Annotated in this window: 27 protein-coding genes; 12 read left to right on the top strand and 15 right to left on the bottom strand. The window is 35.9% G+C overall.

The genetic code is table 11. The features are described from left to right. Window positions 1-192: 192 nt before the first annotated feature. Both EL158_RS04415 and EL158_RS04410 read left to right on the top strand, forming a co-directional pair. Window positions 193-546: a DMT family transporter gene (locus EL158_RS04415; protein WP_027304627.1), complete on the top strand. Its 354-nt coding sequence runs from the start codon at window positions 193-195 to the stop codon at window positions 544-546. A gap of 1 nt (window position 547) precedes the next feature. Beyond that, a complete protein-coding gene (locus tag EL158_RS04410) occupies window positions 548-859 on the top strand; it encodes an SMR family transporter (protein ID WP_225532307.1) in 312 nt (103 codons plus the stop codon). On the opposite strand, the gene queA is transcribed toward EL158_RS04410, so the two are convergent. Genes queA through EL158_RS04375 form a run of 7 tightly spaced genes read right to left on the bottom strand, consistent with a single transcriptional unit; the run spans window position 856 to window position 6338 of the window. Beyond that, window positions 856-1875, bottom strand: a complete 1020-nt coding sequence (queA, locus tag EL158_RS04405) for a tRNA preQ1(34) S-adenosylmethionine ribosyltransferase-isomerase QueA (protein ID WP_027304629.1) — start codon at window positions 1873-1875, stop codon at window positions 856-858. The two genes, EL158_RS04410 and queA, sit on opposite strands and share 4 nt — an antisense overlap. Further along, entirely contained in the window at window positions 1875-3371 is a 1497-nt protein-coding gene (locus EL158_RS04400; protein WP_027304630.1) for a methyltransferase regulatory domain-containing protein, read from the bottom strand. The genes queA and EL158_RS04400 overlap by 1 nt, the downstream gene beginning before the upstream one ends. Next, window positions 3368-4114: a twin-arginine translocase subunit TatC gene (gene tatC / locus EL158_RS04395; RefSeq protein WP_027304631.1), complete on the bottom strand. Its 747-nt coding sequence runs from the start codon at window positions 4112-4114 to the stop codon at window positions 3368-3370. Before tatC ends, EL158_RS04400 begins: the two co-directional genes overlap by 4 nt. Further along, entirely contained in the window at window positions 4107-4463 is a 357-nt protein-coding gene (gene tatB, locus EL158_RS04390) for a Sec-independent protein translocase protein TatB (RefSeq protein WP_004277326.1), read from the bottom strand. Before tatB ends, tatC begins: the two co-directional genes overlap by 8 nt. Window positions 4464-4503: 40 nt before the next feature. After that, window positions 4504-5352, bottom strand: a complete 849-nt coding sequence (panC, locus tag EL158_RS04385; RefSeq protein ID WP_027304632.1) for a pantoate--beta-alanine ligase — start codon at window positions 5350-5352, stop codon at window positions 4504-4506. 9 nt (window positions 5353-5361) lie between these two features. After that, the gene (panB, locus tag EL158_RS04380) at window positions 5362-6186 is read right to left on the bottom strand and encodes a 3-methyl-2-oxobutanoate hydroxymethyltransferase (RefSeq protein WP_027304633.1); all 825 of its coding nucleotides are present in this window, start codon (window positions 6184-6186) and stop codon (window positions 5362-5364) included. Next, on the bottom strand, window positions 6186-6338 hold the full coding sequence (locus EL158_RS04375) for a hypothetical protein (RefSeq protein ID WP_223293654.1): 153 nt from the start codon (window positions 6336-6338) through the stop codon (window positions 6186-6188). The genes panB and EL158_RS04375 overlap by 1 nt, the downstream gene beginning before the upstream one ends. A 128-nt stretch (window positions 6339-6466) precedes the next feature. On the opposite strand from EL158_RS04375, the gene EL158_RS04370 reads away from it, so the two are divergent. Then, window positions 6467-7192 carry an amino acid ABC transporter permease gene (locus EL158_RS04370; RefSeq protein ID WP_375274846.1) on the top strand — a complete coding sequence of 242 codons (726 nt, stop codon included), beginning with the start codon at window positions 6467-6469 and terminating at the stop codon, window positions 7190-7192. Next, on the top strand, window positions 7185-7913 hold the full coding sequence (locus tag EL158_RS04365; RefSeq protein ID WP_027304634.1) for an amino acid ABC transporter ATP-binding protein: 729 nt from the start codon (window positions 7185-7187) through the stop codon (window positions 7911-7913). The genes EL158_RS04370 and EL158_RS04365 overlap by 8 nt, the downstream gene beginning before the upstream one ends. Window positions 7914-7921: 8 nt before the next feature. Here the strand turns inward: EL158_RS04365 and EL158_RS04360 are convergent, their stop codons facing one another. Both EL158_RS04360 and pta read right to left on the bottom strand, forming a co-directional pair. After that, entirely contained in the window at window positions 7922-9106 is a 1185-nt protein-coding gene (locus EL158_RS04360) for an acetate kinase (RefSeq protein WP_027304635.1), read from the bottom strand. A gap of 9 nt (window positions 9107-9115) precedes the next feature. Continuing rightward, entirely contained in the window at window positions 9116-10621 is a 1506-nt protein-coding gene (gene pta / locus EL158_RS04355; protein WP_174705434.1) for a phosphate acetyltransferase, read from the bottom strand. A gap of 97 nt (window positions 10622-10718) precedes the next feature. On the opposite strand from pta, the gene flgH reads away from it, so the two are divergent. Then, complete coding sequence (gene flgH / locus EL158_RS04350) at window positions 10719-11417, top strand: flagellar basal body L-ring protein FlgH (protein WP_027304637.1); 699 nt, start codon at window positions 10719-10721, stop codon at window positions 11415-11417. A gap of 2 nt (window positions 11418-11419) precedes the next feature. Here the strand turns inward: flgH and EL158_RS04345 are convergent, their stop codons facing one another. Genes EL158_RS04345 through EL158_RS04330 form a run of 4 tightly spaced genes read right to left on the bottom strand, consistent with a single transcriptional unit; the run spans window position 11420 to window position 14046 of the window. Continuing rightward, window positions 11420-12676: an RNA polymerase factor sigma-54 gene (locus EL158_RS04345; RefSeq protein WP_027304638.1), complete on the bottom strand. Its 1257-nt coding sequence runs from the start codon at window positions 12674-12676 to the stop codon at window positions 11420-11422. Next, window positions 12676-13404 (bottom strand): LPS export ABC transporter ATP-binding protein, encoded by a 729-nt coding sequence (lptB, locus tag EL158_RS04340; RefSeq protein WP_004277315.1) that lies wholly within the window; start codon window positions 13402-13404, stop codon window positions 12676-12678. Before lptB ends, EL158_RS04345 begins: the two co-directional genes overlap by 1 nt. Then, window positions 13397-13804 carry a tRNA (adenosine(37)-N6)-threonylcarbamoyltransferase complex ATPase subunit type 1 TsaE gene (gene tsaE / locus EL158_RS04335; RefSeq protein ID WP_027304639.1) on the bottom strand — a complete coding sequence of 136 codons (408 nt, stop codon included), beginning with the start codon at window positions 13802-13804 and terminating at the stop codon, window positions 13397-13399. Before tsaE ends, lptB begins: the two co-directional genes overlap by 8 nt. Further along, window positions 13801-14046 (bottom strand): RNA-binding S4 domain-containing protein, encoded by a 246-nt coding sequence (locus EL158_RS04330; RefSeq protein ID WP_027304640.1) that lies wholly within the window; start codon window positions 14044-14046, stop codon window positions 13801-13803. Before EL158_RS04330 ends, tsaE begins: the two co-directional genes overlap by 4 nt. Before the next feature lie 123 nt (window positions 14047-14169). Here EL158_RS04330 and EL158_RS04325 point away from each other — a divergent pair, with 123 nt between their 5' ends. Next, a complete protein-coding gene (locus EL158_RS04325; protein ID WP_027304641.1) occupies window positions 14170-15390 on the top strand; it encodes an argininosuccinate synthase in 1221 nt (406 codons plus the stop codon). A 120-nt stretch (window positions 15391-15510) separates the two neighbouring features. Here EL158_RS04325 and EL158_RS04320 read toward each other — a convergent pair whose 3' ends face one another. After that, window positions 15511-16086: an adenylate kinase gene (locus EL158_RS04320; protein WP_004277311.1), complete on the bottom strand. Its 576-nt coding sequence runs from the start codon at window positions 16084-16086 to the stop codon at window positions 15511-15513. Next, on the bottom strand, window positions 16083-17834 hold the full coding sequence (aspS, locus tag EL158_RS04315; protein ID WP_027304642.1) for an aspartate--tRNA ligase: 1752 nt from the start codon (window positions 17832-17834) through the stop codon (window positions 16083-16085). Before aspS ends, EL158_RS04320 begins: the two co-directional genes overlap by 4 nt. A gap of 80 nt (window positions 17835-17914) precedes the next feature. Between aspS and EL158_RS04310 the strand changes: the two genes are divergently transcribed. Genes EL158_RS04310 through EL158_RS04285 form a run of 6 tightly spaced genes read left to right on the top strand, consistent with a single transcriptional unit; the run spans window position 17915 to window position 24285 of the window. Then, window positions 17915-18775, top strand: coding sequence for an NAD(+) kinase (locus tag EL158_RS04310; protein ID WP_027304643.1), 861 nt, complete (start codon window positions 17915-17917; stop codon window positions 18773-18775). Beyond that, window positions 18775-20298, top strand: a complete 1524-nt coding sequence (locus EL158_RS04305; RefSeq protein WP_027304644.1) for an AAA family ATPase — start codon at window positions 18775-18777, stop codon at window positions 20296-20298. Before EL158_RS04310 ends, EL158_RS04305 begins: the two co-directional genes overlap by 1 nt. A gap of 52 nt (window positions 20299-20350) precedes the next feature. After that, a complete protein-coding gene (cbrR, locus tag EL158_RS04300; protein WP_027304645.1) occupies window positions 20351-21592 on the top strand; it encodes a bile resistance response regulator CbrR in 1242 nt (413 codons plus the stop codon). Continuing rightward, on the top strand, window positions 21583-22380 hold the full coding sequence (locus EL158_RS04295; RefSeq protein WP_027304646.1) for a TatD family hydrolase: 798 nt from the start codon (window positions 21583-21585) through the stop codon (window positions 22378-22380). Before cbrR ends, EL158_RS04295 begins: the two co-directional genes overlap by 10 nt. Next, a complete protein-coding gene (locus tag EL158_RS04290) occupies window positions 22380-23492 on the top strand; it encodes a lytic transglycosylase domain-containing protein (protein ID WP_027304647.1) in 1113 nt (370 codons plus the stop codon). The genes EL158_RS04295 and EL158_RS04290 overlap by 1 nt, the downstream gene beginning before the upstream one ends. Beyond that, window positions 23455-24285: a septal ring lytic transglycosylase RlpA family protein gene (locus EL158_RS04285; protein ID WP_027304648.1), complete on the top strand. Its 831-nt coding sequence runs from the start codon at window positions 23455-23457 to the stop codon at window positions 24283-24285. Before EL158_RS04290 ends, EL158_RS04285 begins: the two co-directional genes overlap by 38 nt. The last annotated feature ends 1 nt before the right edge of the window (window position 24286 follow it).

Below are 24286 nucleotides of genomic sequence, written 5' to 3'. Positions count from 1 at the left end.
TTTTAAAGGATATAAGCTAAGGCTTGTGTCCTTATGAGTTTTTATTTGCTTTTTGACTTTTTTTTGTTTGATTTTAGTTTTATCTTTGCTTTAGTTTTATTATTTGTTTTTAAACATTTTTTAAATTTAGAATAAACAAATTAAAAGCTTTTTTGTGTTAAATTTCACTTTTGCAAATTTAAGGAGAGACTTATGCTAAAAGCGTGGATTTTTCTAATGCTTGCTATCGTATGTGAAGTTTTTGGCGTTTCTGTGATGAATTACTCACAGGAGGGTAATCAAATTTTCGTTTATGGCTTTATGTTCGCTATGATAGCTGTGGCGTATTATTTTATGTCTCTTTCTATACGCACGATTAGCGTAGGTGTGGCGTATGCGATTTGGGAAATTGTGGGGCTTAGTTTGATAACCCTTATCGCCGTTTTTATCTTTGGCACTTCCTTAAAAACGCAAGAATATATAGGCTTGGCACTTGCTATTGTAGGCATTGTGCTTGTGAATTTGGGGGAGAAACACGAGGACGAAAAAGAGGTGGAAAATGTTTAATATCTACTTGCTTTATGTCGTTTTAGCCGCACTTTTAGACATCGTGGCTAATCTCGCTTTAAATAAATCTAATGGCTTTAGGAATCTTAAATGGGGCTTATTATCCATTTTACTTGTATGGCTTGCCTTTTATCTTCTTGCTTTAAGCTTGGAGGGTATGAAACTGGCTATCGCTTACACACTTTGGGGAAGTATAGGGATTTTAGGCACGACTTTGGGGGGGTGGTATTTTTTTAAGCAGAAATTAAAGCCTATCGGCTGGGTTGGGATTTTTATCATCATTATCGCAGTGATTACGCTTAAAACGGCTTAAAGAATTAGCATCGCATCGCCGTAAGAATAAAAGCGGTATCGTAACGAAACCGCCTCTTTGTAGAGTGCTAGGGTCTTTTCACGCCCTATAAAAGAGGATACAAGCATTATAAGCGTGGATTTTGGTAAGTGGAAATTCGTTAAGAGAAAATTTTGCCTTAAAGGCTTATTAAAAGGGTGTAAAAATAAATCACACGCCCCACTACAAAGCCCCGTCCTAACATAATGTTCAATGCTTCTAGTCGCAGTCGTTCCTACGCCTAAAATTGCCTTTTTGCTATCGATACACGCTTTTGCGGCTTCGTTGATGTGAAAAAATTCGCTGTGCATTTGATGCTCTCTTATGTCTTCGCATTCTACGCTTTTAAAAGTCCCTGCGCCTATGTGTAGGGTTATGGTGTGAATTTCGTGGCGTTTTTTAAGACTCTCTAGCATAGCCTTACTAAAATGCAAGCTCGCCGTAGGGGCTGCCACAGCACCTAAATTTTTAGCAAAAATGCTTTGATAATCCTGCGTGTCTTTAAGTGTGTCGGCTCTTTTGATATAGGGCGGTAAGGGGATATGCCCTATCTTTTCTAAAAGGGCGTAAAGCTTAGGGGTGTTAAGCAAATTTTCATCTTGTTTAAAGCAAACTTTGCGTAAGCCGTCCGCATAAAGCTCTAAAATTTCAGTACTCAAGCCCTCTTTAAAATGTAAAATCTCGCCTTTTTTAACCCTGCCTCTAATTTGTGCGTTAAATTCGCACTCGCTCACGCTAGAGTGTAAAAAAAGCTCAATTTTCCCTCCGCTTTCTTTTGTCCCATAAATTCTAGCCTTAATGACCTTAGTATCGTTAAAAAATATGGCACAATCAGGCAAAAACTGCTCCAAATTCGCAAAAGTGGTGTGTGTAATCTTATCTTTCTCACGCTCATAAATTAAAAGCCTCGCCGCTTCTTTAGGCTGGGCTGGGTGCGTGGCGATAAGCTCTTTTGGTAAGGTATAATTGTAATTTGAAAGGCTTAAATCTTTATCCATTAAAACATTTCAAGTTTCATTAGTATAGGCAGACGCCTTAAAAATTTTTTGTAATGTAAGCTGAGTTGAGTGAAAACGCTTTCTCTATCTTTACAAGCTTGGTTATTTGCGTCATTGAAGTGGAAATTTTCATTTTGATAAATCCGCTCAAATAGCTCTTCTAAATTCATTTGATTTTCGTTAAAATAATGATTGAGAAAAGCTCTTTCTAAGCTATCTAGTGAAATTCCTCCTCCAGTAAGCGCACAGGCAAAAATATATTCCTCACTTAGCTTTTGATTTTTCAAAAGGCTGTGATTATAAAATTTGACCTCGTCAATTTTGCGTGTCGTATTTGGCACACAAATGCCTACAAGATTGAGAGCCATAAGATTAATTAAGAGTGAGAAAAAAACCCTTTGATTTATATCAATACCCATCATAAGTGTTTTGGCACTTTTAGGAGTGAAGTTCTCATTTTCAAGCCTTGAAATAAGCTCAATATAAGCCCATTTTAAATTCTCCTCGCAGTCCTTAAAGGTGTGGCTTGTAGGATAATCTAAAAGCATAAATTGCGTATTAAAAAGATAATTATCAATCCATTTTTTGCTAAGTTTGGCAAGCCGTTTGCCGTACAAATCGTAACGAAATTGTTTATTAAGGATAAAATCTTTCATTTGTTCTTTAAAAATCACATCGTTAATTTGAGCTAAGAAATTCTCTTGTTTAGGAGTAAAATTTTTAAAATGATAGGCTAATACGCACTCACAAATATAATTCAAATTTCCCAGTTTTTTCATAGTTTCAGCCATATCACTAAAATAAGGCAAATACCAAGAATCACATAGAAATTCGTGAATGCGGTAGATAGGATGAGAATGACGGTGTGTATTGATGGTGTCTAAAATGTTTTTATTGATGGTATTTTCCGGTTCTAATTGTGCAAATTTTTCTGTGAAAGAAAAAATTTTGTCAAAATTTTCTGTATGTTTTTTTTGCGAGTAAAGTTTGAAAATATGCCTTGCGTCCATATTTGTTGCTCTACCTGGCAAACAATTATAGCTAATATACACAACGCCACCTTCACGCAAAAATTCCTTGATAATGCTAAGGATAATTTGGCGATTTTCCTCATTAACCCAACAATAAATTCCGTGCAAGACTATGAAGTCAAAGCCTACTTCCTCGCCCTTAGCTCTCATTTTCCTAAAGCGTTCTAAAAGCTGCTCAAAGCTGTCTGCATAAAGGGTAAGATTTGAAATTTTGGCTTGTTCGCAGATGTTTTTAGCAAATGCGACTTGATTTTCATTAAAATCTGTGCCGACAAAATGCCCTTCATTGCTTACAGCGTGGGTTAATAATGAGCGTCCCATACCAAAGCCTAGTTCTAAATAATGCTTGTTCTTGACCGGTTTAAAGCCTGCAAAGAGGAGATTAAGATTAATAATATTAGGTTGAATTACATCAAAATACAAATCTTCGTAATCACTAGATTGTATATAGCCGTCATATTTCATTGTTTATTCCTTTCATTATTATCGGTAGGGGTGGGATTGACTTTTTTGGCGATGAGAATAGAAATTCCATAAAGTCCGCAAAGTGGTATGGCGAGTAAAAATTGCGAAAAAACATCAGGCGGGGTCATCATCGCAGAAAAAACGAAGATGATTAAAACGGCGATTCTAAATTGTCTTTTTAAAAAAGCATCGTCAATCAAGCCAAGCTTAGCGAAAAAATAGGTCAAAACAGGCATTTCAAACGCCAAACCAAAGGCTATCATAAGCTTTGTAAAAAAGCCTACATAAGCCCCTATGCTAATGATAGGCTTAAAATTTTGCACACTTGCACCAAAATCGATGAGAAATTTAAAAGTAAAAGGCACAACGACAAAATAGCAAAACACACAGCCTAAAATAAACATCACACTAGCAAAAATGACAAAAGGCACGACAAGGCGTTTTTCATTATCATAAAGTCCGGGCGCGACAAAGCTCCAAAACTGCCAAAAAATCACAGGTAAAGATAGCAAAAACGCCGCGAAAAATGCCACTTTCATCGCGGTAAATAAAGGCTCTGCCATTTCGATGAAGTTAATTTGCTTTGAAATTTCAGGCAAAACAGCTTCAAGGGGCATAGTAAGGACATCTAGGATATATTTATTGAAAGTAAAACAGATAAAAAACATCACTATAACACATAAAACGCTTATGAGTAGCCTTTTTCTAAGTTCGATTAAATGGGGTTTTAGCTCTTCAAACATTTGCTTTTTCCGTAGGATTTTGTGGGGGAGTTTCTTTTTCTCTACTATCAAAAGTTAAATCCACTTTTGTTTTATCCAAAATATCTCTTTTTAAGTCGTCAAATTCCTCAAAACTAAGCTTTTTGCGTATGTTTTCATTACTTAGTGAAAATTCATCTTGGTATTTTTGCGCTTCGTCTTTAAGCTCTTTAATGCGAATTTCTTTTTCAATGCCAGCTTTAGCGTCATTAATATTACGCTTGATAGCCTTAATAATCTTAGCAATTTGCACTATGGCGTCTGGAAGCTTATCCGGTCCCAAAACCAAAATAGCGACAATTAAAATAACGATAATTTCACCCATACTCATAAAAAAGCCTTAAAAAAGATAGCATTTTATCTAAAAATACTTATTTAAGATTTAAAAACAAAAAATTATCAATAAGCCTCGTTTTGCCGATATAAACAGCTAAAGCACCCAAAGCACTATCCTCAATGCGTTCTAAATTTTGCATAGTTTTAGGATTAACAAGCTCGATATAATCGATCCTAGCAAGGCTTTCTTTTTGTAATTCTTCACGCATAGCTTGAAGTATGATTTTGCTCTCTCTTTCACCCTTTTGGATTAAATTTTCTCCTAAAAAAATCGCCCTTGAAAGCACTAAAGCCGCCTTTCTCTCTGCCTCATTTAAATAAACATTGCGTGAGCTTTTTGCCAAGCCGTCCTTTTCTCTCATAATGGGGCAAATTTCTATCTCAAGGTCTAAATTTAAATCCTCTACCATATGTTTAACCACAGCACATTGCTGGGCGTCTTTTTGTCCAAAATACGCCACATCAGGTGTGATAAGATGAAAAAATTTCATCAAAATGGTGCAAACTCCACGAAAATGCCCCTCTCTTTTTGCTCCGCATAATTTATCGGTGAGTGAGTTCATATCCACATAAGAGCTAAAGCCCTTAGGATACATTTGCTCTACACTAGGCGTAAAAAGCACTGCTACGCCCTCATTTTCGCAAAGTTTAGCGTCTCTTTCTAAGTCTCTTGGATAGGTCGCTAGGTCCTCATTAACGCCAAATTGCATAGGATTGACAAAAATGCTTACGATAATTTTATCGTTTTTACTTGCTTTTTTAATAAGGCTTAAATGTCCCTCGTGCAAATAGCCCATAGTCGGCACATAGCCTATACTTAGACCCTGATTTTTCCATTTTTTGATAATGTTTTTTAAATCTTTAATATCATTAATAATTTGCATTTTTTTCCTTTAATATAATTCTTCAATCCACTCGTCATTTTCTAAAGAAAAGCTATATTTTTCACTTGGGAATTCTCCGCTTTTAACGGCATTAATGTAGGCTTTTATACCTTCATTTGGATTTAGGTTGGCAAATTGTTTGACAAATTTGGGTTTAAATCCTTGATGAAGTCCTAAAAAATCGTGATAGACTAAAACCTGCCCATCGCAGTGTTTCCCCGCTCCTATGCCTATGGTAGGCACTTCTAGGATTTGAGTGATTTTTTTCGCTAATTTGCTTGGCACACATTCCATTAAAACCATACTAGCACCCGCATCTTGCACGGCTTTGGCATCGTCTATGAGTTTTCGTGCGGCTTCTTTGCTTTTACCTTGCACCCTATATCCTCCCATAGCATTGACACTTTGCGGGGTTAGTCCTATGTGAGCGATAACTGGGATGGAGGCACGATTTAAGGCTTTAATGCACTCACTAAATTCTCTCCCTCCCTCTAATTTCACGCCATTTGCACGACCCTCTTTCATAAATTTCGCCGCATTTTGCAAGGCGTCATAAACCGAGCTTTGATAAGACATAAAGGGCATATCAGCTAAAACAAAGGCATTTTTAGCGGCTTTTGAGACAGCTTTGGTGAAAATTAGCATTTCCTCCATACTTACACTTAGCGTATCCTCGTGTCCTAAAAGCACCATAGCCACAGAATCACCGACTAAAATCACATCCACCCCAGCCTCATCTAAAGCCTTAGCACTAGGATAATCGTAAGCTGCTACCATAGTGATTTTGTCCCCATTTGCTTTTTGTTTTTGAAAATTAATAATGCTTTTTCTCATCATTTTTCCTTAAAATCGCGTCTTTTGCTGTATTTTTCCAATCTTTTTTCTCTTTCTTTGGCTTTTTCTAGCATTTGGCGATTAAAGCCTATGATTAAAAATGCCATTAACAAAACAAAAAGAAAGATTAAAATAAATTCTAAAATTGCCATTTTTACCCTTTGAAATTTTAAAAATTCTAACACATTTTTTTAAATCTTTAAAGAAAAATAAAAGATTATTTTTCTAAAATTTGGGCTTTAATTTTTAGTATTAAGGCTTTATTTTGACCCAAAAAAGTATGCAAGCATTTGTATTTTTTACCATCATCATTTTATGGGGCTATTTTTCTTTCCCTTACGAAATTTTGCAAGTAAGTGAGGGTAATGAGGTGCGGTATGCTTTTACCCCTAATGCTAAGGCTTATATGCTAAGTTATGGCGTTACAATTTTACTTACTTTTTGTGCAGTTTGTATAGGGCTTGTTTTTGGCTTTATTTTGGCTTTGATTCGCTTTTCTCCTTTTGGGGTGCTTAATTTTATCGTTGATGAATTTATCGACATTATACGCGGAACGCCTGTGATTTTACAGCTTATGATTTTTGCTTTTGTGATTTTTACCTTTTTAGATAATCTTTATGCGGCGATTTTAGCACTTGGACTTAATAGTTCGGCTTATATTGCTGAGATTGTAAGAAGTGGCATTAATAGCGTTGATAAGGGGCAAATGGAAGCGGCTAGGGCTATGGGGCTTGATTATCAAAGCACGATGAGAGAGATTATTTTACCTCAAGCACTTAAAAATATTTTGCCCGCCCTTGCAAATGAGTTTATTTCTCTTTTTAAAGAAACTTCCGTTGTAGGCTTTATAAGCGTGGTGGATATTACAATGCAAAGTAAGAGTTTGCAAGCTGTGCTTTATAATCCTAAGCCCATTATTTTCACAGGGCTTGTATATTATGTGAGTGTTAAAATTTTTAGCTTAGGTGTGAGATTGTTAGAAAAAAGGTTAAATAAAAATGATTAAAACCGAAAATTTGTGTAAAAAATATGGAGATTTAGAAGTTTTAAGAAGCATTAGCACGCAAATCAAAAAAGGTGATGTTGTGGCTTTAATAGGACCTAGCGGAGGCGGTAAAAGCACCTTTTTACGCTGTCTTAATAAGCTAGAACTTGCTGATAGTGGTAAAATTTTTATCAAAGGAGAAAATATTTTAGACAAAAAGGTTGATATTAATAAAATTCGTCAAAAAGTTAGTATGGTTTTTCAGCATTTTAACCTTTTTGCAAATAAAAATGTCCTTGAGAATTTAATCTTAACGCCCATTAAAACAGGAATTTTAAGCAAAGATGAAGCTATAGCTAAAGCAGAACTTTTGCTTTCTAAAGTGGGTTTAGAAGATAAAAAAACCTATATGCCACACAAACTTTCAGGCGGTCAAAAGCAACGCATAGCCATAGCTAGAAGCTTGATGATGAATCCTGATGTGATTTTATTTGACGAGCCTACTTCCGCACTGGATCCTGAAATGATAGGTGAGGTTTTAAACATTATAAAAGATTTGGCAAAAGAGGGTTTAACTATGCTTGTAGTAACGCACGAAATGGGCTTTGCGAAAAATGTGGCAAATCGCATTTTCTTTATGGACAAGGGGCAAATCGCCGTTGATGAAAGCCCAATAAGCGTATTTGAAAATCCTAAAAATGAAAGGCTTAGAGAATTTTTAAATAAGGTTTTAAACCACTAAGCCTTCATCTAAGCTTTTTTGATAAGCTCTTCTGTGATTTTAGCGATTTCAAGCTCTTCATCTGTGGGGATAACAAAAATTTTCACTTTAGAATTTGCTTTGCTAATCTCTCTTTCCCCATCCTTATCACTTTCATTTAGGCTATCATCAAGCTCAAAGCCTAGATGTTTAAGTCTTTCACAGGTTTTTTGACGCACTAAAGAGGCATTTTCTCCTACTCCAGCAGTGAAAATCAAGGCGTCTGTATGCGGTAAGATGGCAAAATAAGAGCCTATATATTTAGCCAAACGATAACAATACATATCAAGGGCGAGGCGAGCGAGATTATTACCATTTTGAATTTCACTTACTACATCGCGAAAGTCGTTATAGCCACAAACGCCATAAAGTCCGCTTTGCTTATTCATCATAGTATCAAGCTCATCGGCGTTTAAATTCTTAGCCTTAGCGATGAAGGGTAGGGTGGCAGGGTCGATATCTCCGCACCTTGTCCCCATCATCAAACCCTCAAGAGGTGTAAAGCCCATAGAGGTATCTATGCTTTTTCCATTTTCTATGGCGCACACACTAGCACCATTGCCAAGATGTGCGCTTATGGCGTTAATATTTTCTTTTTGCATTAAAATCGCCGCTCTTGAGCTTACATAAGAGTGCGAAGTGCCGTGAAAGCCATATTTTCTAATATTATATTCTGTGTAATAATCATAAGGCAAAGCATACATATAAGCGTAATCGGGCATACTCTTATGAAAAGCCGTATCAAAAATGGTCGCATTTGGAACTTTAGGAGCGGCTTTAAGCATAGTTTTAATCCCCGCTAAATGGGCTGGATTGTGAAGTGGGGCTATGGTGCTAACGCGATCAATTTCCTCTAGCACGAAGTCATTAACTAAACAATGCTCCGTTAAATTTTTCCCTCCATGCACAATTCTATGTCCGCAACCATCAAGCTCGTTTAAATCTTTTAAAATCCCACTTTCATTAAAAAGCTCTTCGACTAGTTGTAAGCCTTTTTCGTGATTACCTATATGTGTATCGCGACGCATTTTTGTGCCCGTTTTGACATTTTTAAGTTCGATTTTAGATTGATTATTGCCTATTTTTTCGACCAAACCACTTGCTAAGACTATTTTATTATCAAAAAGTTTGAATTTAATGGAAGAAGAGCCAGAATTTAAAACTAAAATTTTCATTTTTAATCCTTATTGTGCTTGAATCGCACTTAAAATTACGGTATCGACTATATCTTCTACTAAACAGCCTCTACTTAAATCATTAACAGGCTTTTTAAGTCCTTGTAAAATTGGTCCTATGGCAAGGGCATTTGCCGTTCTTTGCACGGCTTTGTAGCAAATATTTGCCGCGTCAAGATTAGGGAAAATATAAACATTTGCCTTGCCTGCTATGGTGGAATTTGGCATTTTTTTTGCAGCGGTTTTACTATCATAAGCGCAGTCAAACTGCATAGGTCCATCAATTTGAAGGTCTGGATATTTTTCTTTAGCGATTTTTAAAGCTTCATTGACTAAATCCACACTTTCACCCTTGCCACTATCTCCACTAGAATAAGATAGCATAGCAATACGCGGTTCAAGCCCAAAAGCCTTAGCACTCAAAGCACTTACATAAGCACTTTGAGCGAGTTGCTCGGCTGTTGGGTTAGGATTAACCGCACAATCCGCAAAGGCTAAAACCTTATCTTCAAGCCCCATAAAGAAAATGCCAGAGACGGAATTAATGCCCTCTTTTGTTTTGATGATTTGAAGGGCAGGGCGTATAGTTTCAGCCGTAGTCGTTGAAGCACCACTTACCATAGCGTCGGCTTTTTGACTATGCACAAGTAAAGTGCCAAAATAAGTTCTATCTTTAACGAGTTTAGCGGCTTCTTCTAGGCTCATACCCTTAGCCTTTCTTGCCTCATAAAGCATAACGCTAAATTCTTCACATAGGGGCGAATTTGCAGGATCTAGCACCTCAATGCCATTAAGATCTAGTCCAAGCTTTAGGGCATCTTCTTTGATTTTAGTCTCATTTCCAAGTAAGATGAGATGAACGACATTACTTCTAAGTAGGATTTCACTTGCTCTTAAAATTCTCTCATCATCGCTTTCTGGCAAAACAACGATTTTTTTATTTTTCACACTTTTTTTAATGAGCTCAAATTTAAAACGATTGGGTGTGATAAATTCATATTCTTTTAAATTCATAAGCTCATTAAAATCAAAATTTGCGTCAATTAAGGCGTATTTTTCGCCCTTAAGGCTTTCATCAAAGATCTTTCTTGCTATATTTTGGTCTTTTTGATCGATAATGGCGGCTATGGGGGTGTTAAGATTTTTAGCAAGTTTAACGCTTAATTCAAAGCCGTCTAAAATGCCAAATTCCGAAAAACTTGTTACTAAAACAAAGTCATATTTAGCTTTTAAATTTTCATATTCTTCTAAAATTTTGTTGAAAAAATAGTGAGGATCGTGGCTAAAGGTATTCATCGCATCGCGTAAGGTAAAGCCGTAACTTTCTTTTGAGCTTTGTTTGATGTTAAATTCTTCAAGCCACTCCTGCACGGCAGCTATTCTATGCACATAAATCACAGGGCAGTAAATGGCTACATTTTTATAATGTTTTGTGTAGTTTGCTAAAAGTTTTTTGGTGATGAGGGTATTTAAATCATCGCTTTTTGACCGCATAAGATAAAGATTTGCCATTATTTTTCCTTTGAATTTAAACTTGGAACGCTCTTTGCTTTCTAAGGTTTTGAAGTTATTGTAACGAAAAAATATAAAAAATTCATATCAAAGGACAGAAATGAAAAAAGTTTTCGTATATATATTACCATTTGCATTTTTTGGATGTAGTGCTGTGGTAGATCCTGAAATTTCGATGAAACCGCCAACTTATGTCGAAGAGCTTGCACCTAAGCAAAGTCATAATGTAGAATCAGCACCGGGATCCTTATTTGGCAAGGGGGATAATCCTTTATTTTCCGACAAAAAGGCGATGAATGTCAATGACTTAGTTACCGTCATCATACAAGAAAGCACAACGCAAAGCACACAAGCAAACAAAACGACTAGCAGAACAAATAATGCCAATTTGGGCGGCGGCGCTTTAGTGGGTAGCACAGGCGCTGTCAATCAGGTCTTAAATAGGGTCAATTCCTATTCCAACATAGGCTTTCAAACAAATAGCACAAACAACTACACAGGCACAGGCACACAAAGTAGAAATGAAAGTTTTAATACGACTATTTCTACAAGGGTGATTAAAATTCTTTCTAATGGAAATTATTTCATTGAAGGTTCTAGGGAGCTTTTGATTAACGGCGAGAAGCAAATTATCCAACTTAGCGGTGTGATTCGCCCTTATGATATAGGGCAGGATAATACTATAGATAGTAAATACATAGCCGATGCGAAAATTCTTTACAAAACCGAAGGTGAAGTGGATAGAAGCACGAGAAAGCCTTGGGGTAGTAAGTTTATCGAGGCGGTGTGGCCGTTTTAATTTTACGAGCCTTCTAGCTCGTAAAGTTTTTTTCTATCTGTAGAGCTTGTGATGCCTAGTTGTTTGCGGTATTTTGTAATCGTTCTTCTTCCTATGTCGATTTTAAATTCCGCTAAGATAAGTTCTAAAATTTTACTATCGCTTAGGGGCTTTTGTTTGTTTTCATTTTTGACTAAATTTGCGACAAAGTCCTTAACGCTAGCATTTGAAGTCTCTCCATCTCCATCAAGTGCAAAGGCAAAAAAATCTTTTAGAGGGATAAGCCCTCTATCACAACTTAAATATTTATTAGCAATGGCTCTTGAAATGGTCGAGGCATTACGCTCTAGATCTTGTGCTAAATCTTTCAAGGTCATAGGCTTAATTTCTTTTCCTAAAAAAAATTCATATTGATGCTCGACTATCATTAAGCCTATTTTATATAAGGTCGCCTTACGCATAGCAAGTGCATCGACTAAATTTCTAGCTTCTTTTAAATAGCTGCTTAAAAATTCGTGTTCTAAGCCGTCTGTTTCTATGTGAATTTCTGGGTAATAATCATCGTTAATTTTAACTTTAATTTCCCCATTTTCTCTAAAGATAAAAATATCAGGCACTATTGCTCTGCTTTCTTCAAAATACTCCAAAAAAGGCGGGATAGAAAATTTTTTAATCATCTCAATAGCTTCTTTATAAAGCTTTTCTTTTGTATATTGCTGAATATTTTCAAAATCTAAAATGAGCATTTTGCTAAATTCATAAAGCTCATCATTTTTAATTTCTATATTTTCTAAGGCAAATAAAAAGGCTTCCTTAAAGTCTATCGCCCCTACACCCACAGGCTCTAAATATTTAAAGCGTGTGCGAATTTTTTCTACCTCTTCTTTGGTAAATTCTCTCAAAATTGTTTCATCATATTCAAAATAGCCTTCGTGATTGAGGCATTGTATGATTTGATTAGCTATGGTTTGAGACTTTGCAGTGGGAAAAAGAGGGGGGATAATTTGCTCGTCTAAAAGCTCCCAAACGCTTTGCTCTCTTAAAGCTTTTTGCTCTAAAATGTCGCTTTTGGCATTGCGTTTAAAGAAATTATCATAATAGTTTTGTCCATTTTTTTGAGTTTGTGCTTTTTCTTCTATGCTTAAAAAAGGATTATCCTCAGCAAATTTATCTAAGCTTTCTTTTAAATCCTCGATATTTGCTTGCAAAAGAGGAAGCCAAGAGCGTAAGGTGTTAGAAAGCTTTGTTTTAGGACTTTGGCTTAATTTTTGTCTTAACATCAATCAAGGAGTTTAAACTCCGCTCCTAAGTAGTATTTTTTCACATCTTGATTATGTGCGATTTCTTTAGCATTTCCACTAGCTAAAAGTGTGCCCTGCTTGATAACATAAGCCCTATCGCAAATGGCTAAGGTTTCGCGGACATTGTGGTCTGTGATTAAAATTCCAATATCAAGTCTTTTAAGCTCTTTGATAAGATTTTGAATTTCAGCCACAGCGATGGGATCAACCCCCGCAAAAGGCTCATCTAAAAGTAAGAATTTAGGCTCACACATCAAGCTTCTTGCGATTTCACAACGCCTTCTTTCCCCTCCACTTAGACTTAAGCCCTTTCTAAGGCGTATAGGCTCTATGCTTAAGAGTTCTAGCATTTTTTCCACTTTTTCATTTAAAATTTTTTTATCTTTATAAAAAATTTCAGCAGCCAAAAGCAAATTATCTTCCACGCTTAAATCCTTAAAAACGCTACTTTCTTGTGGCAAATAGCCTATGCCCTGCCTTGCTCTTTTATTAAGCGGTTCTTTAGTGATGTCTGTGCCATTGAGTTTGACCTGACCTCCACTAGGTGTAATGAGACCGCATATCATATAAAAAGTTGTCGTTTTGCCAGCACCATTAGGACCTAAAAGTCCCACGACCTCTCCACTTTGAATTTCAAGTGAGATGTCGTGGATAATTTTCGTTTTTTTAATCACTTTTTCTAAATGTAAAACTTCTAATTTACTCATAAATCACATACTTTCTTTTTTGATTTAAAGGAAAAATTTCTATGATATAGGGCTTAATTCCCATTTTTTTTAAAGCTTTTTCTAAATTTTCATCGCCCCATTCAACCAAGTGCAAACCTTCTTCAAAAAAATTTTCAAATAAGCCATTTTGCAAAATGCCATTTAAACCCACTTGATAAATGTCATAATGATAAATTTTTTTTGCATCTTTTTCATAGCTTTGCATTAAAGAAAAAGTCGGCGAATTTGCGTTTTCGTCAAAACCTATTTTTTTTAGCAAGGCTTGGACTAGACTTGTTTTCCCACTTGCTAAATCTCCACGAAGTAGCACAACGCCACTATTTGGCAAGTATTTTAAAAGCTCATTAAGCTCATCTTGTTTTAAAATCCATTCCCTCACAGCTTACTCACATACTCGCTTTGTGCGTTTTTTGGTATATTTTTACTTGTAGGTAGGGCAAGGACCTTATAGCTTTCTTTACGCTCATTTAAATGAAGCGTGATAATATCGCCTATTTTCACATCTTTGCTAGGCTTTACAATAGTGCCATTAATATCCACAACCTTACTCTTACACATATCCTCAGCTATGCTACGGCGTTTAGTAATATTAACTACATTTAAAAATTTATCAACTCTCATAAGGGAGATTTTAGCAAAAAAATGCAAATTAAAAATTATTTTGGAACAAATTTTGCTTTAAAAAACTTTCACTTAAGGCTTTTTTTGCTAGAATTTTACGGAAATTTTATAAAGGAGTTTAAGGTGAAAGATAAAGTTAAAAAAGCGGTTTTGGCTTATTCTGGTGGGCTTGATACGAGCATTATTTTAAAATGGCTTCAAGATGAGTATGGGTGTGAGGTCGTTACCTTCACAGCAGACATAGGGCAGGGTGAGGAGCTTGAACCCGCTAGGCTTAAGGCTTTATCACTTGGCATTAAAGAAGAAAATATTTTCATTAAAGATTTAAAAGATGAATTTGTTAAAGATTATGTTTTCCCTATGTTTAGAGCAAATGCTATTTATGAGGGAGAATATCTACTTGGCACAAGCATAGCACGCCCTCTAATCGCCAAAACTCAAGCACAAATCGCCCTACAAACAGGAGCTGATGCAGTTAGCCACGGTGCTACTGGCAAGGGTAATGATCAGGTGCGTTTTGAGCTTGGTTATTTAGCCTTTAATCCTGATTTAAAAATCATCGCTCCTTGGAGAGAGTGGGATTTAAATAGTCGCGAAAAGCTTTTAGCCTACGCAGCAAAACACGGCATAGATATTTCCAAGAAAAAGGGTAAATCTCCTTATTCAATGGATGCAAATTTACTTCACATTTCTTACGAAGGACTTGTTTTAGAAGACCCTGCAGCAAGAGCGGAAGATGATATGTGGAGAATGACTAAAAGTCCTAAAGAGGCACCAAATGAAAGTCAAATTATAGAGCTTGAATTTAAACAGGGCGATTTAGTGGCAGTAGATGGCGAATTTTTAACTCCAACAGGACTTTTAGCAAAACTTAACGAGCTAGGCTCAAAACACGGCATAGGACGCCTTGATATCGTAGAAAATCGCTTTGTAGGTATGAAAAGTAGGGGTTGCTACGAGACACCGGGCGGGACGATACTGCTAAAGGCACATAGAGCCATTGAAAGCATTACGCTTGATAGAGAAGCAGCACATTTAAAAGATGAGCTAATGCCTAAATATGCTCATCTTATCTATAATGGCTTTTGGTTTTCTCCGGAAAGATTAATGCTTCAAGCCTTAATCGATGAGAGTCAAAAATTTGTCAATGGTAAGGTAAGGTTGGAGCTTTATAAGGGTAGCGTGATGGTCGTAGGGCGTGAAAGTGCGAATGATAGCCTCTTTAATGCCGCTTTTTGCACCTTTGAAGAAGATGAAGTGTATAATCAAAAAGATGCCGAAGGCTTTATCAAACTTAATGCTCTTCGTTTTATCATCGCTGGTAAAAATGGACGCAAATTTTAATTTGTAAAATGATTAAAATTGGGATAGAGTGAAAGCTTTTATCCCTTGCTTGATTTTGTATAAGATTTACGAAATGAAAGTTTGGCAAATGCTTTAATATCAGCAAATGCCACTTTTTCATTAAATATTTTGAATTTTTTTGATTAATTCTCTCATATCCGCTACAATAGGCTCGATAGCCCTTTCGCCGTCTATAATGAAATGTAATTTTTTCTTTTGATAAAAGCTTAAAATTTCCTCCAAAGGCTCAATATAAACTTTCATTCTATTATAAAACACTTCTTCATTATCATCAGCTCCGCGGTTTCTGCCTAAAATTCTATCTTTAGCGATCTCTTCACTTACGCGAACCTCAATCACGCCTTTTAAAATGACTTCATTTTGTCCGTTTAAAACCTTATCAAATTCTATCATTTGCTCTACGCTTCTAGGGTAGCCATCGATGATGATAGTTTTTGTCGGTGCGTTTTTCAGTGCTGTAACAATAGTGTTAATCACCACATCTAAAGGCACTAAATTTCCTTTAGAGATAAAACTATCTATGGTTTTGCCAAGTTCACTGCCACTTGCAACTTCTTCTCTTAATAAATCGCCCGTAGAATAATGCGTGATATTAACATCATCTTTGGCGATTAAACTTGCATCTGTTGTTTTGCCGCTACCCGGCGCTCCTATGATTAAAAACAATTCTTTCATTTTACACTCTCCCTTAATTTTAGTCCAAGTTCTCTCATAGCCTCTTTACTTGCTTCGCTCGGTGCTTCTGTCATCAGGCACTGTGCTCTTTGCGTTTTAGGAAAGGCTATGACCTCTCTTATGCTACTTGCTTTGCTTACTAGCATTATAAGCCTATCAAGTCCTATGGCTATACCTCCGTGTGGCGGTGCTCCAAAACTTAAGGCATCAAGCAAGAAGCCAAATTTCTCTCTTTGCTCCTCTTCGTTGATATTAAGAAGTTTAAAGACTTTTTGTTGGATTTCATTTTTGTGAATTCTTATACTTCCACCACCAAGCTCAACGCCGTTTAAAACCACATCGTAAGCTATGGAAGATATTTCTTCCAAATTTTCTTCATCAATGTTTTTAGGCATAGTGAAAGGATGATGCATAGCAGAATAAGAGCCGTCATCATTTTTTTCAAACATAGGGAAATCCACCACCCATAAAAATTCTAAAATGTTAGGGTCTAAAAGCTTTAATTCCTCCGCTAAGAAAAGTCTAAAACGCCCCATGTAATCTAACACGACCTTTTTTACTCCAGCACCAAAAAATACGACATCACCGACCTCAAGTTCGCAGCGTTTTTCAAGCTCTTTTAGATCTTCTTCGCCAAAAAATTTGCAAAGCGGACCCTTAAGTCCGTCTTCTTTAGCTTGTATGAAAGCCAAGCCTTGAGCTCCAAATTTACGCACAAATTCCTCAAATCTTTGCATTTGCCTTTTTGAAAAAATCGTATCTCCCTTTGGCACTTTTAGGGCTTTAATGCGATTTTTATAAGGATCTTTTGCGATATTTGTAAAAATTTCGTTGTTTGATTTGGCGAAAATGTCAATCACATCGATCAGTTTTAAATCAAATCTCAAATCAGGCTTATCGCTCCCATAATTTTCCATAGCTTCTTTATAGCTCATTTGTCTAAAAGGCGTCCTAATTTGCTTACCACAAGCAGCAAAAATATCTTTCAAAAAGGTCTCCGCCACTGCCATAACATCTTTTTGTTCACAAAAGCTCATCTCTACATCAATTTGCGTAAATTCAGGCTGTCTGTCCGCTCTTAAATCTTCATCTCTAAAGCATTTTGCGATTTGAAAATAGCGGTCAAAATTCGCACACATTAAAAGTTGCTTAAAAAGCTGCGGACTTTGAGGCAAGGCGTAAAATTCACCCTGATGCACACGAGAAGGCACTAAATAATCCCTCGCCCCCTCTGGCGTAGCCTTGGTTAAAATCGGCGTTTCCACCTCCAAAAAGCCCATATTTGCTAAGGAATTTCTAGCTGCTATACAAGCCTTTGAGCGTAAAGCGAAATTTTCGTAAAGGCGTGGATTTCTAAGATCTAAAAAGCGGTATTTTAAACGAAGCTCTTCATTAACGCTTTCATCGCCTATGGCAAAAGGTGGCACCATACTTTCATTTTCCACAATAAGCTCACTTACCACAACTTCAATTTCACCTGTTTTAAGCTTGGCATTAATAAGTCCCTCGCCTCTTGGACGCACCTTTCCGTGAGCGATTAAAACAAATTCATTTCTTACGCTAGAGGCTATTTCGTGAGCTTTTTGACTATCGTTTGGATCGCATACTAGTTGGATAAGCCCACTTCTATCTCTTAGGTCGATAAAAATTACTCCGCCGTGGTCGCGGTAGCTATTAACCCAGCCGCAAAGTCTCACTTCCTCGCCGATATTAGCTTTATTTAAGTCTGTATTATAATGACTACGCATTTTTTTCCTTACAAAGATAAATTTGTGAAATTATAATATCTTTATTCTTTTGCTTTGCTAAGTTTTGTTATAATTTTTTTATGCAAAAGGAATTTAATTACAAAAATGTTAAGAAAGTTGGGCTTGTTTCAAGACCAAATTCAAATTTAGATACTGAAATCGCAAATCTTGAAAGCATTTTGAAAAAAAAGGGCGTTGAGCTTTTGCTCTTTAAAGAAAGCTCACAAAGGCTCAATTTGGCAAGTTTTGAGCTTAATGGGCTTTTTGAAATGAGTGATTTTGTGATTTCTTTAGGTGGAGATGGTACTTTAATCTCACTTTGTAGAAAGGCTTATGAGTATGAAAAGGCTATTTTGGGAATTTATGCAGGGAAGCTTGGCTTTTTGACTACCTTATCTTTGCAAGATGCTCCTAATTTTTTTGAGGACTTTTTTCAAGGTCAATTTAGACTTGAAATGCCCTTTATGCTCGAACTTACACTTGAGACAAAAGCTGGTCAAATTTTACGCAAAAATGCCTTTAATGATATTGTTTTTTTTAGAAAACAAATGAATTCTATGGTGAGTATTGAGGTTTTTAGAAGGGGTAAAATTTTTAATCAATACTTTGGAGATGGTCTTATCATAGCTTCTCCAGCAGGCTCAACAGCTTATAATTTAAGTGCAAATGGTCCCATAGTCTATACTTTAGCGGAAGTTTTTATCTTAACGCCCGTTTGTTCGCATTCTCTTACGCAAAGACCCATTGTTTTACCGCGTGGCTTTGAGCTTGAGGTAGGTGCTAAGGACTGCATTTTGTGCGTGGATGGGCAAGAGCATTATGAAGTCGATGAATTTAAAAGCATTAAGGTAGGATTAAGCGATAAAGGCGTGGGCTTAATCCACCCTAAAAATAGGGACTATTTTCAAATTTTAAAAGAAAAATTAAACTGGGGCAATTGATGATTAGTCGTATTTTAATGAAAGAAAATTTGAGCTTTAAAGAGGCAAATTTAAAGCTTAGTGAAGGGCTTACTGTTTTTAGTGGATTAAGTGGAGCGGGGAAATCTGTGCTATTTAAGGGGATACTTGCGGCTTTTGGCTTTGGTGAGAGTGAGGCTAAATTTGTTGAGCTTGAGCTTGATGATGAGCTTGATTTAGAAAGCTTTGGCATAGAAAGCGAGAGCGAAAATGTCTTTAAAATGCTTAAGGAAAAAAGCACAAAATATTTTATTAATAATCAAAGCATAGCTAAAAAAAGCCTCCAAAGCCTTAGCAAAAGCTTCATAAAATATCTTAGCGTTAAGGATAATAATGAATTTAGCAATGAAAAATTTCTCACGCTCTTAGACGCTTTAGAGAGTGCGAAAAATCCAAAATTTAATGAAACTAAAGAAAAATTCGAGCAAATTTTTAAAGAATACAATGAAAATTCCTTAAAGCTTAATAGGGTTTTAGAGGAAGAAAGGAGAATTGAGGAGCTAAAAGAACTTGCCCAAACGCACATTGAAAAAATTTCTAAAATCAATCCAAAATCAGGCGAATATGAAGAATTATTAAAACTTAAAAAAAGACTTTCAAAGCGCGATAAAATAGAAGAAGCGTGGAATAAAGTCGGTGGAATTTTTGAATATGAAAAAGCCGTTTTAGATGCTTTAAATTTAAGCGAAGTGGATGCGAATTTTTTTAGTGAATGTTTTAATGAATTACGCATTATTGCTGAAAATCAAAAAATGGAAGAGCTTGACTTTGACATTGAGGCATTATTAGACCGCATTAGCGACTTGTCTTATCTTATCAAGCGTTATGAAAGCATTGAAGGGGCTTTAGAAACTCTTGAACTTAAGAAAAAAGAATTAGAGCATTATGAAAATTTGAGTTTTGAGAAAAAAGAATTAGAGCTTTTAAATCGCGATTTAAAGGAAAAGTTAGAAAAAAAAGCACATATTTTAAGTGAAGCTAGGGTAAGAAATTTGGGAGTTTTGGAAAATTTTTTAAATGATTATTTAGCTAAACTTTATATGAAAAATTTAAAACTTGATTGTGTGCAAAATGATGAAATTAATCTTTTTGGAAAAGATGAAATTAAATTAAGCGTGAGTGAAACCAAGCTTAAAAATCTTAGCTCAGGAGAATTAAACCGCCTAAGACTTGCTTTTATCGCAACCGAGTGTAAAATTTTAAATTCTGGGCGTGGCATTATATTTTTAGATGAAATCGATGCAAATTTAAGCGGAAAAGAGGCGATGAGTATAGCTAAAGTTTTAGATGAATTGAGTCGCTTTTATCAAATTTTTGCCATTTCTCATTTGCCCCAGCTTTCTTCAAAAGCACATAATCATTTTCTAGTAGAAAAAAATGGCAAACAAAGTTATGTCAAAAAGCTTGAAAAAGAAGAGAGAATTAAGGAGTTAGCTAGAATGGTAAGTGGAGAGCAAATCAGCGATGAAGCGTTGCAATTTGCAAGGACTTTGTTTGAGGATTAACTAAAATGTGGTTTAAATTTGCTACAATTTTGACTTTTATTTATAAGGGAAAGTGATGAGAAAAATTTTACTAATTGATGATAATAAAATGCTAAGTAAGCTTTTAGCTAAAAAGATACAAAATACCTTAAATTACGAAGTTGATATCGCTCATACTATGGCTGAGGCTATTGCTATGCTAAATAATGACTATTTTTTAAGCTTTGTGGATTTATGTTTGCCTGATGCGATGAACGGGGAAATTGTCGATGTGGTCGCTGATAAAATCCCCGCAATCGTTTTAACAGCAAGTAATGATACAAACAAACGCGAAGAATTTATGCATAAAAATATCCTTGATTATATTTTTAAAGAAAGCGATACTTGCGTCGATCAAATTTTAGATGCGATTTCTACACTTAGCTATTACGCTAAGACAAAGGTCATTTTAGCTATGGCGAAACTTCCGGAGCGTAATGAAATTAAAAAATTTCTTTCCCAAAGACTTTTTAAAGTCCTAGCTGCCGCACACGGTGAGGAGGCTTTGCTTTATTTAAAGGATAATGATGATACAAAGCTCATTATCGCTGATGCGAAAATGCCTGTGGTAAGTGGTGAGGAGCTTTTGACTGAGATTAGAACGAAGTATAACGATGATGATTTGGGAGTTATTTTGCTAGGCGAAAAAGATGATGTAGCAGAAGCTAGAGTTCTTAAAAATGGTGCAAATGATTATCTTATCAAACCCTTACTAAAGGAGCTTTTTAACTGCCGTTTAGATAGAGTTTTAAACTATATGCAAGATAAAAAATTTATCAAAACCTATAATAATTTAGACCATACTTCAGGTCTTAAGGATCACTATACTTTTAGATCTGAGGTTGAGGATTATCTCAATGATATTGCGAGTGGAGAGCAAGAATTCGCTTTTGCGTTTTTAGATATTGACGAATTAAAAAGCATTAATGATGAATACGGCTTTGAAATAGGCGATAGCATTATTAAAATTTGTGCCGATGAAATGATCGCTGAAACTAAGGGGCGTGATATTTTAGGGCGTTATAGTGCTGAAAAATTTGGAATTTTACTTAAAAATATTAGTCAGGAAAGAGCGCTTAAAATTCTTTCTCGCATACGCGTTAATATCAAAAATGCTGGCATTTTGATTAATTTAGATGAGCTTTTCTTTACCGCTTCTTTAGGTGTTGTTTTTGCAAATTCTGGTGCCAAGCTTGATGATTTGGTTGAAAAAGCATCAAAAGCTTTAAGTGCCGCTAAAAATAATGGCAAGGATAGAATAGAAGTATGTTCTTAAATCTTGAATTTAAAGATGAGGGGACGATCATCGACACGCATTGTCATTTAGATGATGAGCGTTATTTTGATGATTTAGACGAGCTTTTAAAGCACTCTTTTAATAACGGCATAGAAAAAATCATTATCCCCGGTGCAGACATTAAGGACCTTCCAAGAGCCTGTGAAATCGCACATAGCTATGAAAATGTTTTTTTTGCTGCGGGTGTGCATCCTTATGAGTTAAAAAGCTATGATGAAGAAATATTAAGAGCTTATTTAAAAGATGAAAAATGCGTAGCTGTGGGAGAATGTGGGCTGGATTATTACCGCTTGAAAGATGAGGGCGAGAAAAAATTGCAAAAAGATTGTTTTTTGGCTCAAATTCAACTTGCTAAAGAATTTAAAAAGCCCATTATTATCCATACGCGTGAGGCAAATGAGGACACTTATCACATTTTAAAAGAACACACAAAAGAGCTTTGCGGTGGGGTTTTGCATTGTTTTAATGCAAGTAAGCTTTTGCTTGGTTTGGCAGATGATGGCTTTTATTTTGGTATAGGAGGGGTTTTGACTTTTAAAAATGCTAAAAATTTGGTAGAAATCTTACCTCAAATTCCTAGGGAAAAATTGCTCATCGAAACGGACGCACCCTATCTTACCCCAGAGCCTTTTAGAGGGAGAAGAAACGAGCCACTTTTGACGCATTTTGTCGCGGATAAAATGAGTGAGCTTTTAAATTTATCTAAAGATGAGCTTTTAAGACTTTGTTTAAAAAATTCTAAAGCTTTGTTTTTTAAAGGAAAATAATGAAAAAAATAATTTTAATTTTATTATTATTAACCTCCGTTTTTTCTCAAACTTACGCACCAGAGCATTATGAAAAGCAAGTGCAAATTTTAAGGCATTTAGACATTGATCCTAGCTTTATGAGCGATTTGATTTTCGTGGAAGTGAGAAAGGATTTGGAGTCAAAACACGCGGGAGTTTTGGTAAATTCAGTGCAAAATTTTTCTAAAATCACTCCTATGATTAGAAAAATTTTATCTCAAGAAGATGTTCCTCAGGAGCTTTTGTATCTTGCTATGGTTGAATCGGGCTTAAAAGTGGGAAGCGTTTCAAACGCTAAAGCTGCTGGCGTTTGGCAATTTATGCGTCCAACGGCGATAAAATTAGGACTTAGGGTCGATGCATATGTTGATGAAAGGCTTGATCTTGTGAAATCCACCCACGCCGCTACGACTTACATCAAGGAGCTTAAAGATGAATTTGGCAAGTGGTATTTAGCACTTTTGGCTTATAATTGTGGTAATGGTAAGCTAAGAAAGGCGATTAAGCAGGCTGGGAGTGATGATTTACGCGTCTTACTTGATGCGGATAAAAAATATCTTTCTTTAGAGACAAGAGATTTCATACGCAAAATTTTAACTCTTGCTTTTTTGGCAAGTGATAGGGAATTTTTATTACAAAAAGACCCGTCTTTGATGAATTATGCTTTGAGTAATGATTTTGTTAAGGTTGATATCCCCTCATCTGTGGCACTTAGGGACATTGCAAAGGGTGCAGGGCTTAATTTAGCTACACTTAAAAAATATAATCCGCAATTTAGACATAGCTTCACTCCTCCGGGAAAGGGCTATTATATGTATATCCCGCTTAATAAGGTCGCCTTTTTTGAAAAAAATTTCAAAAATGTCAAGCTTGAAAAAGTCGATACAACGATACCGATGACAAAAACTTATATTGTTAAATCGGGAGACTCGCTTTATAAAATCGCCAAAATGCACGGTATTAACGCAGAAGATATTAGAGAATTAAATAAAATTCGTAAAAATCATTTAAGCATTAATCAAAAACTTATAATACCGATTAAGGAGAAGAAAAATGCAAAAAACTCATATGCTCAAGTTAGCTCTCGCTAGCTTTACGCTTTTATTTTTAAGTGGCTGTGGAGTTACAAGCTATATTAGAGATAATTTTAATGGAAATGCACAAGTTTATTACCCTACTAATGATTTTAAAAGCGATCCGTCTAAATCAGGCAGTAAAGGCACGATGAAGCCTTATACAATTAATGGTAAGACTTATTATCCAACCGTTGTTGAAGTGGGCGAAACAGCAGATGGGATAGCAAGCTGGTATGGACCGGGCTTTCACGGCAAAAAAACAAGTAATGGCGAAACTTATGATCAAAACGGACTAACAGCAGCACATAAAACTTTACCGATGAATACGATTTTAAAGGTTACAAATTTAAATAATAATCGTCAAGTTACCGTGCGTGTAAATGACCGCGGACCTTTTGCGCATAACCGCATTATCGACTTATCTAAAGGTGCGGCAGGAAAAATTGATATGATTCACGCTGGAACAGCACCTGTAAGACTTGAAGTTATAGGCTTTGGTAATAAAAATTCGGGCAATGAAGTCGTGCATTCTAATGTAAATTATGGAAGTGGCGGTGCAATTTCTAGCGGTGGAAATGTCTATGAGGGAGGAAATTTTATGGTGCAAATTGGTGCATTTAAAAACCGCTCTGGAGCTGAAATCACCGCGTCAAAATACAAAACCTACCGCAGTTATAGCTCTACTATACGCACAAGCTCTGTTGATGGGCTAAACCGCGTCTTTTTAACAGGCTTTAGAAGTGAAGATGAGGCAAGAGATTTTGCCAGTAGCGGGGCTTTTGCTGGGGCTTTTGTCGTGAGAGAGTAAG

Origin of the sequence: Campylobacter upsaliensis (genome assembly GCF_900637395.1) — a bacterium.
GTDB classification, from domain to species: Bacteria; Campylobacterota; Campylobacteria; order Campylobacterales; family Campylobacteraceae; genus Campylobacter_D; species Campylobacter_D upsaliensis.
The sequence above is the reverse complement of the archived record's forward strand: the minus strand, read 5'-3'. Positions and strand labels throughout refer to the sequence as shown.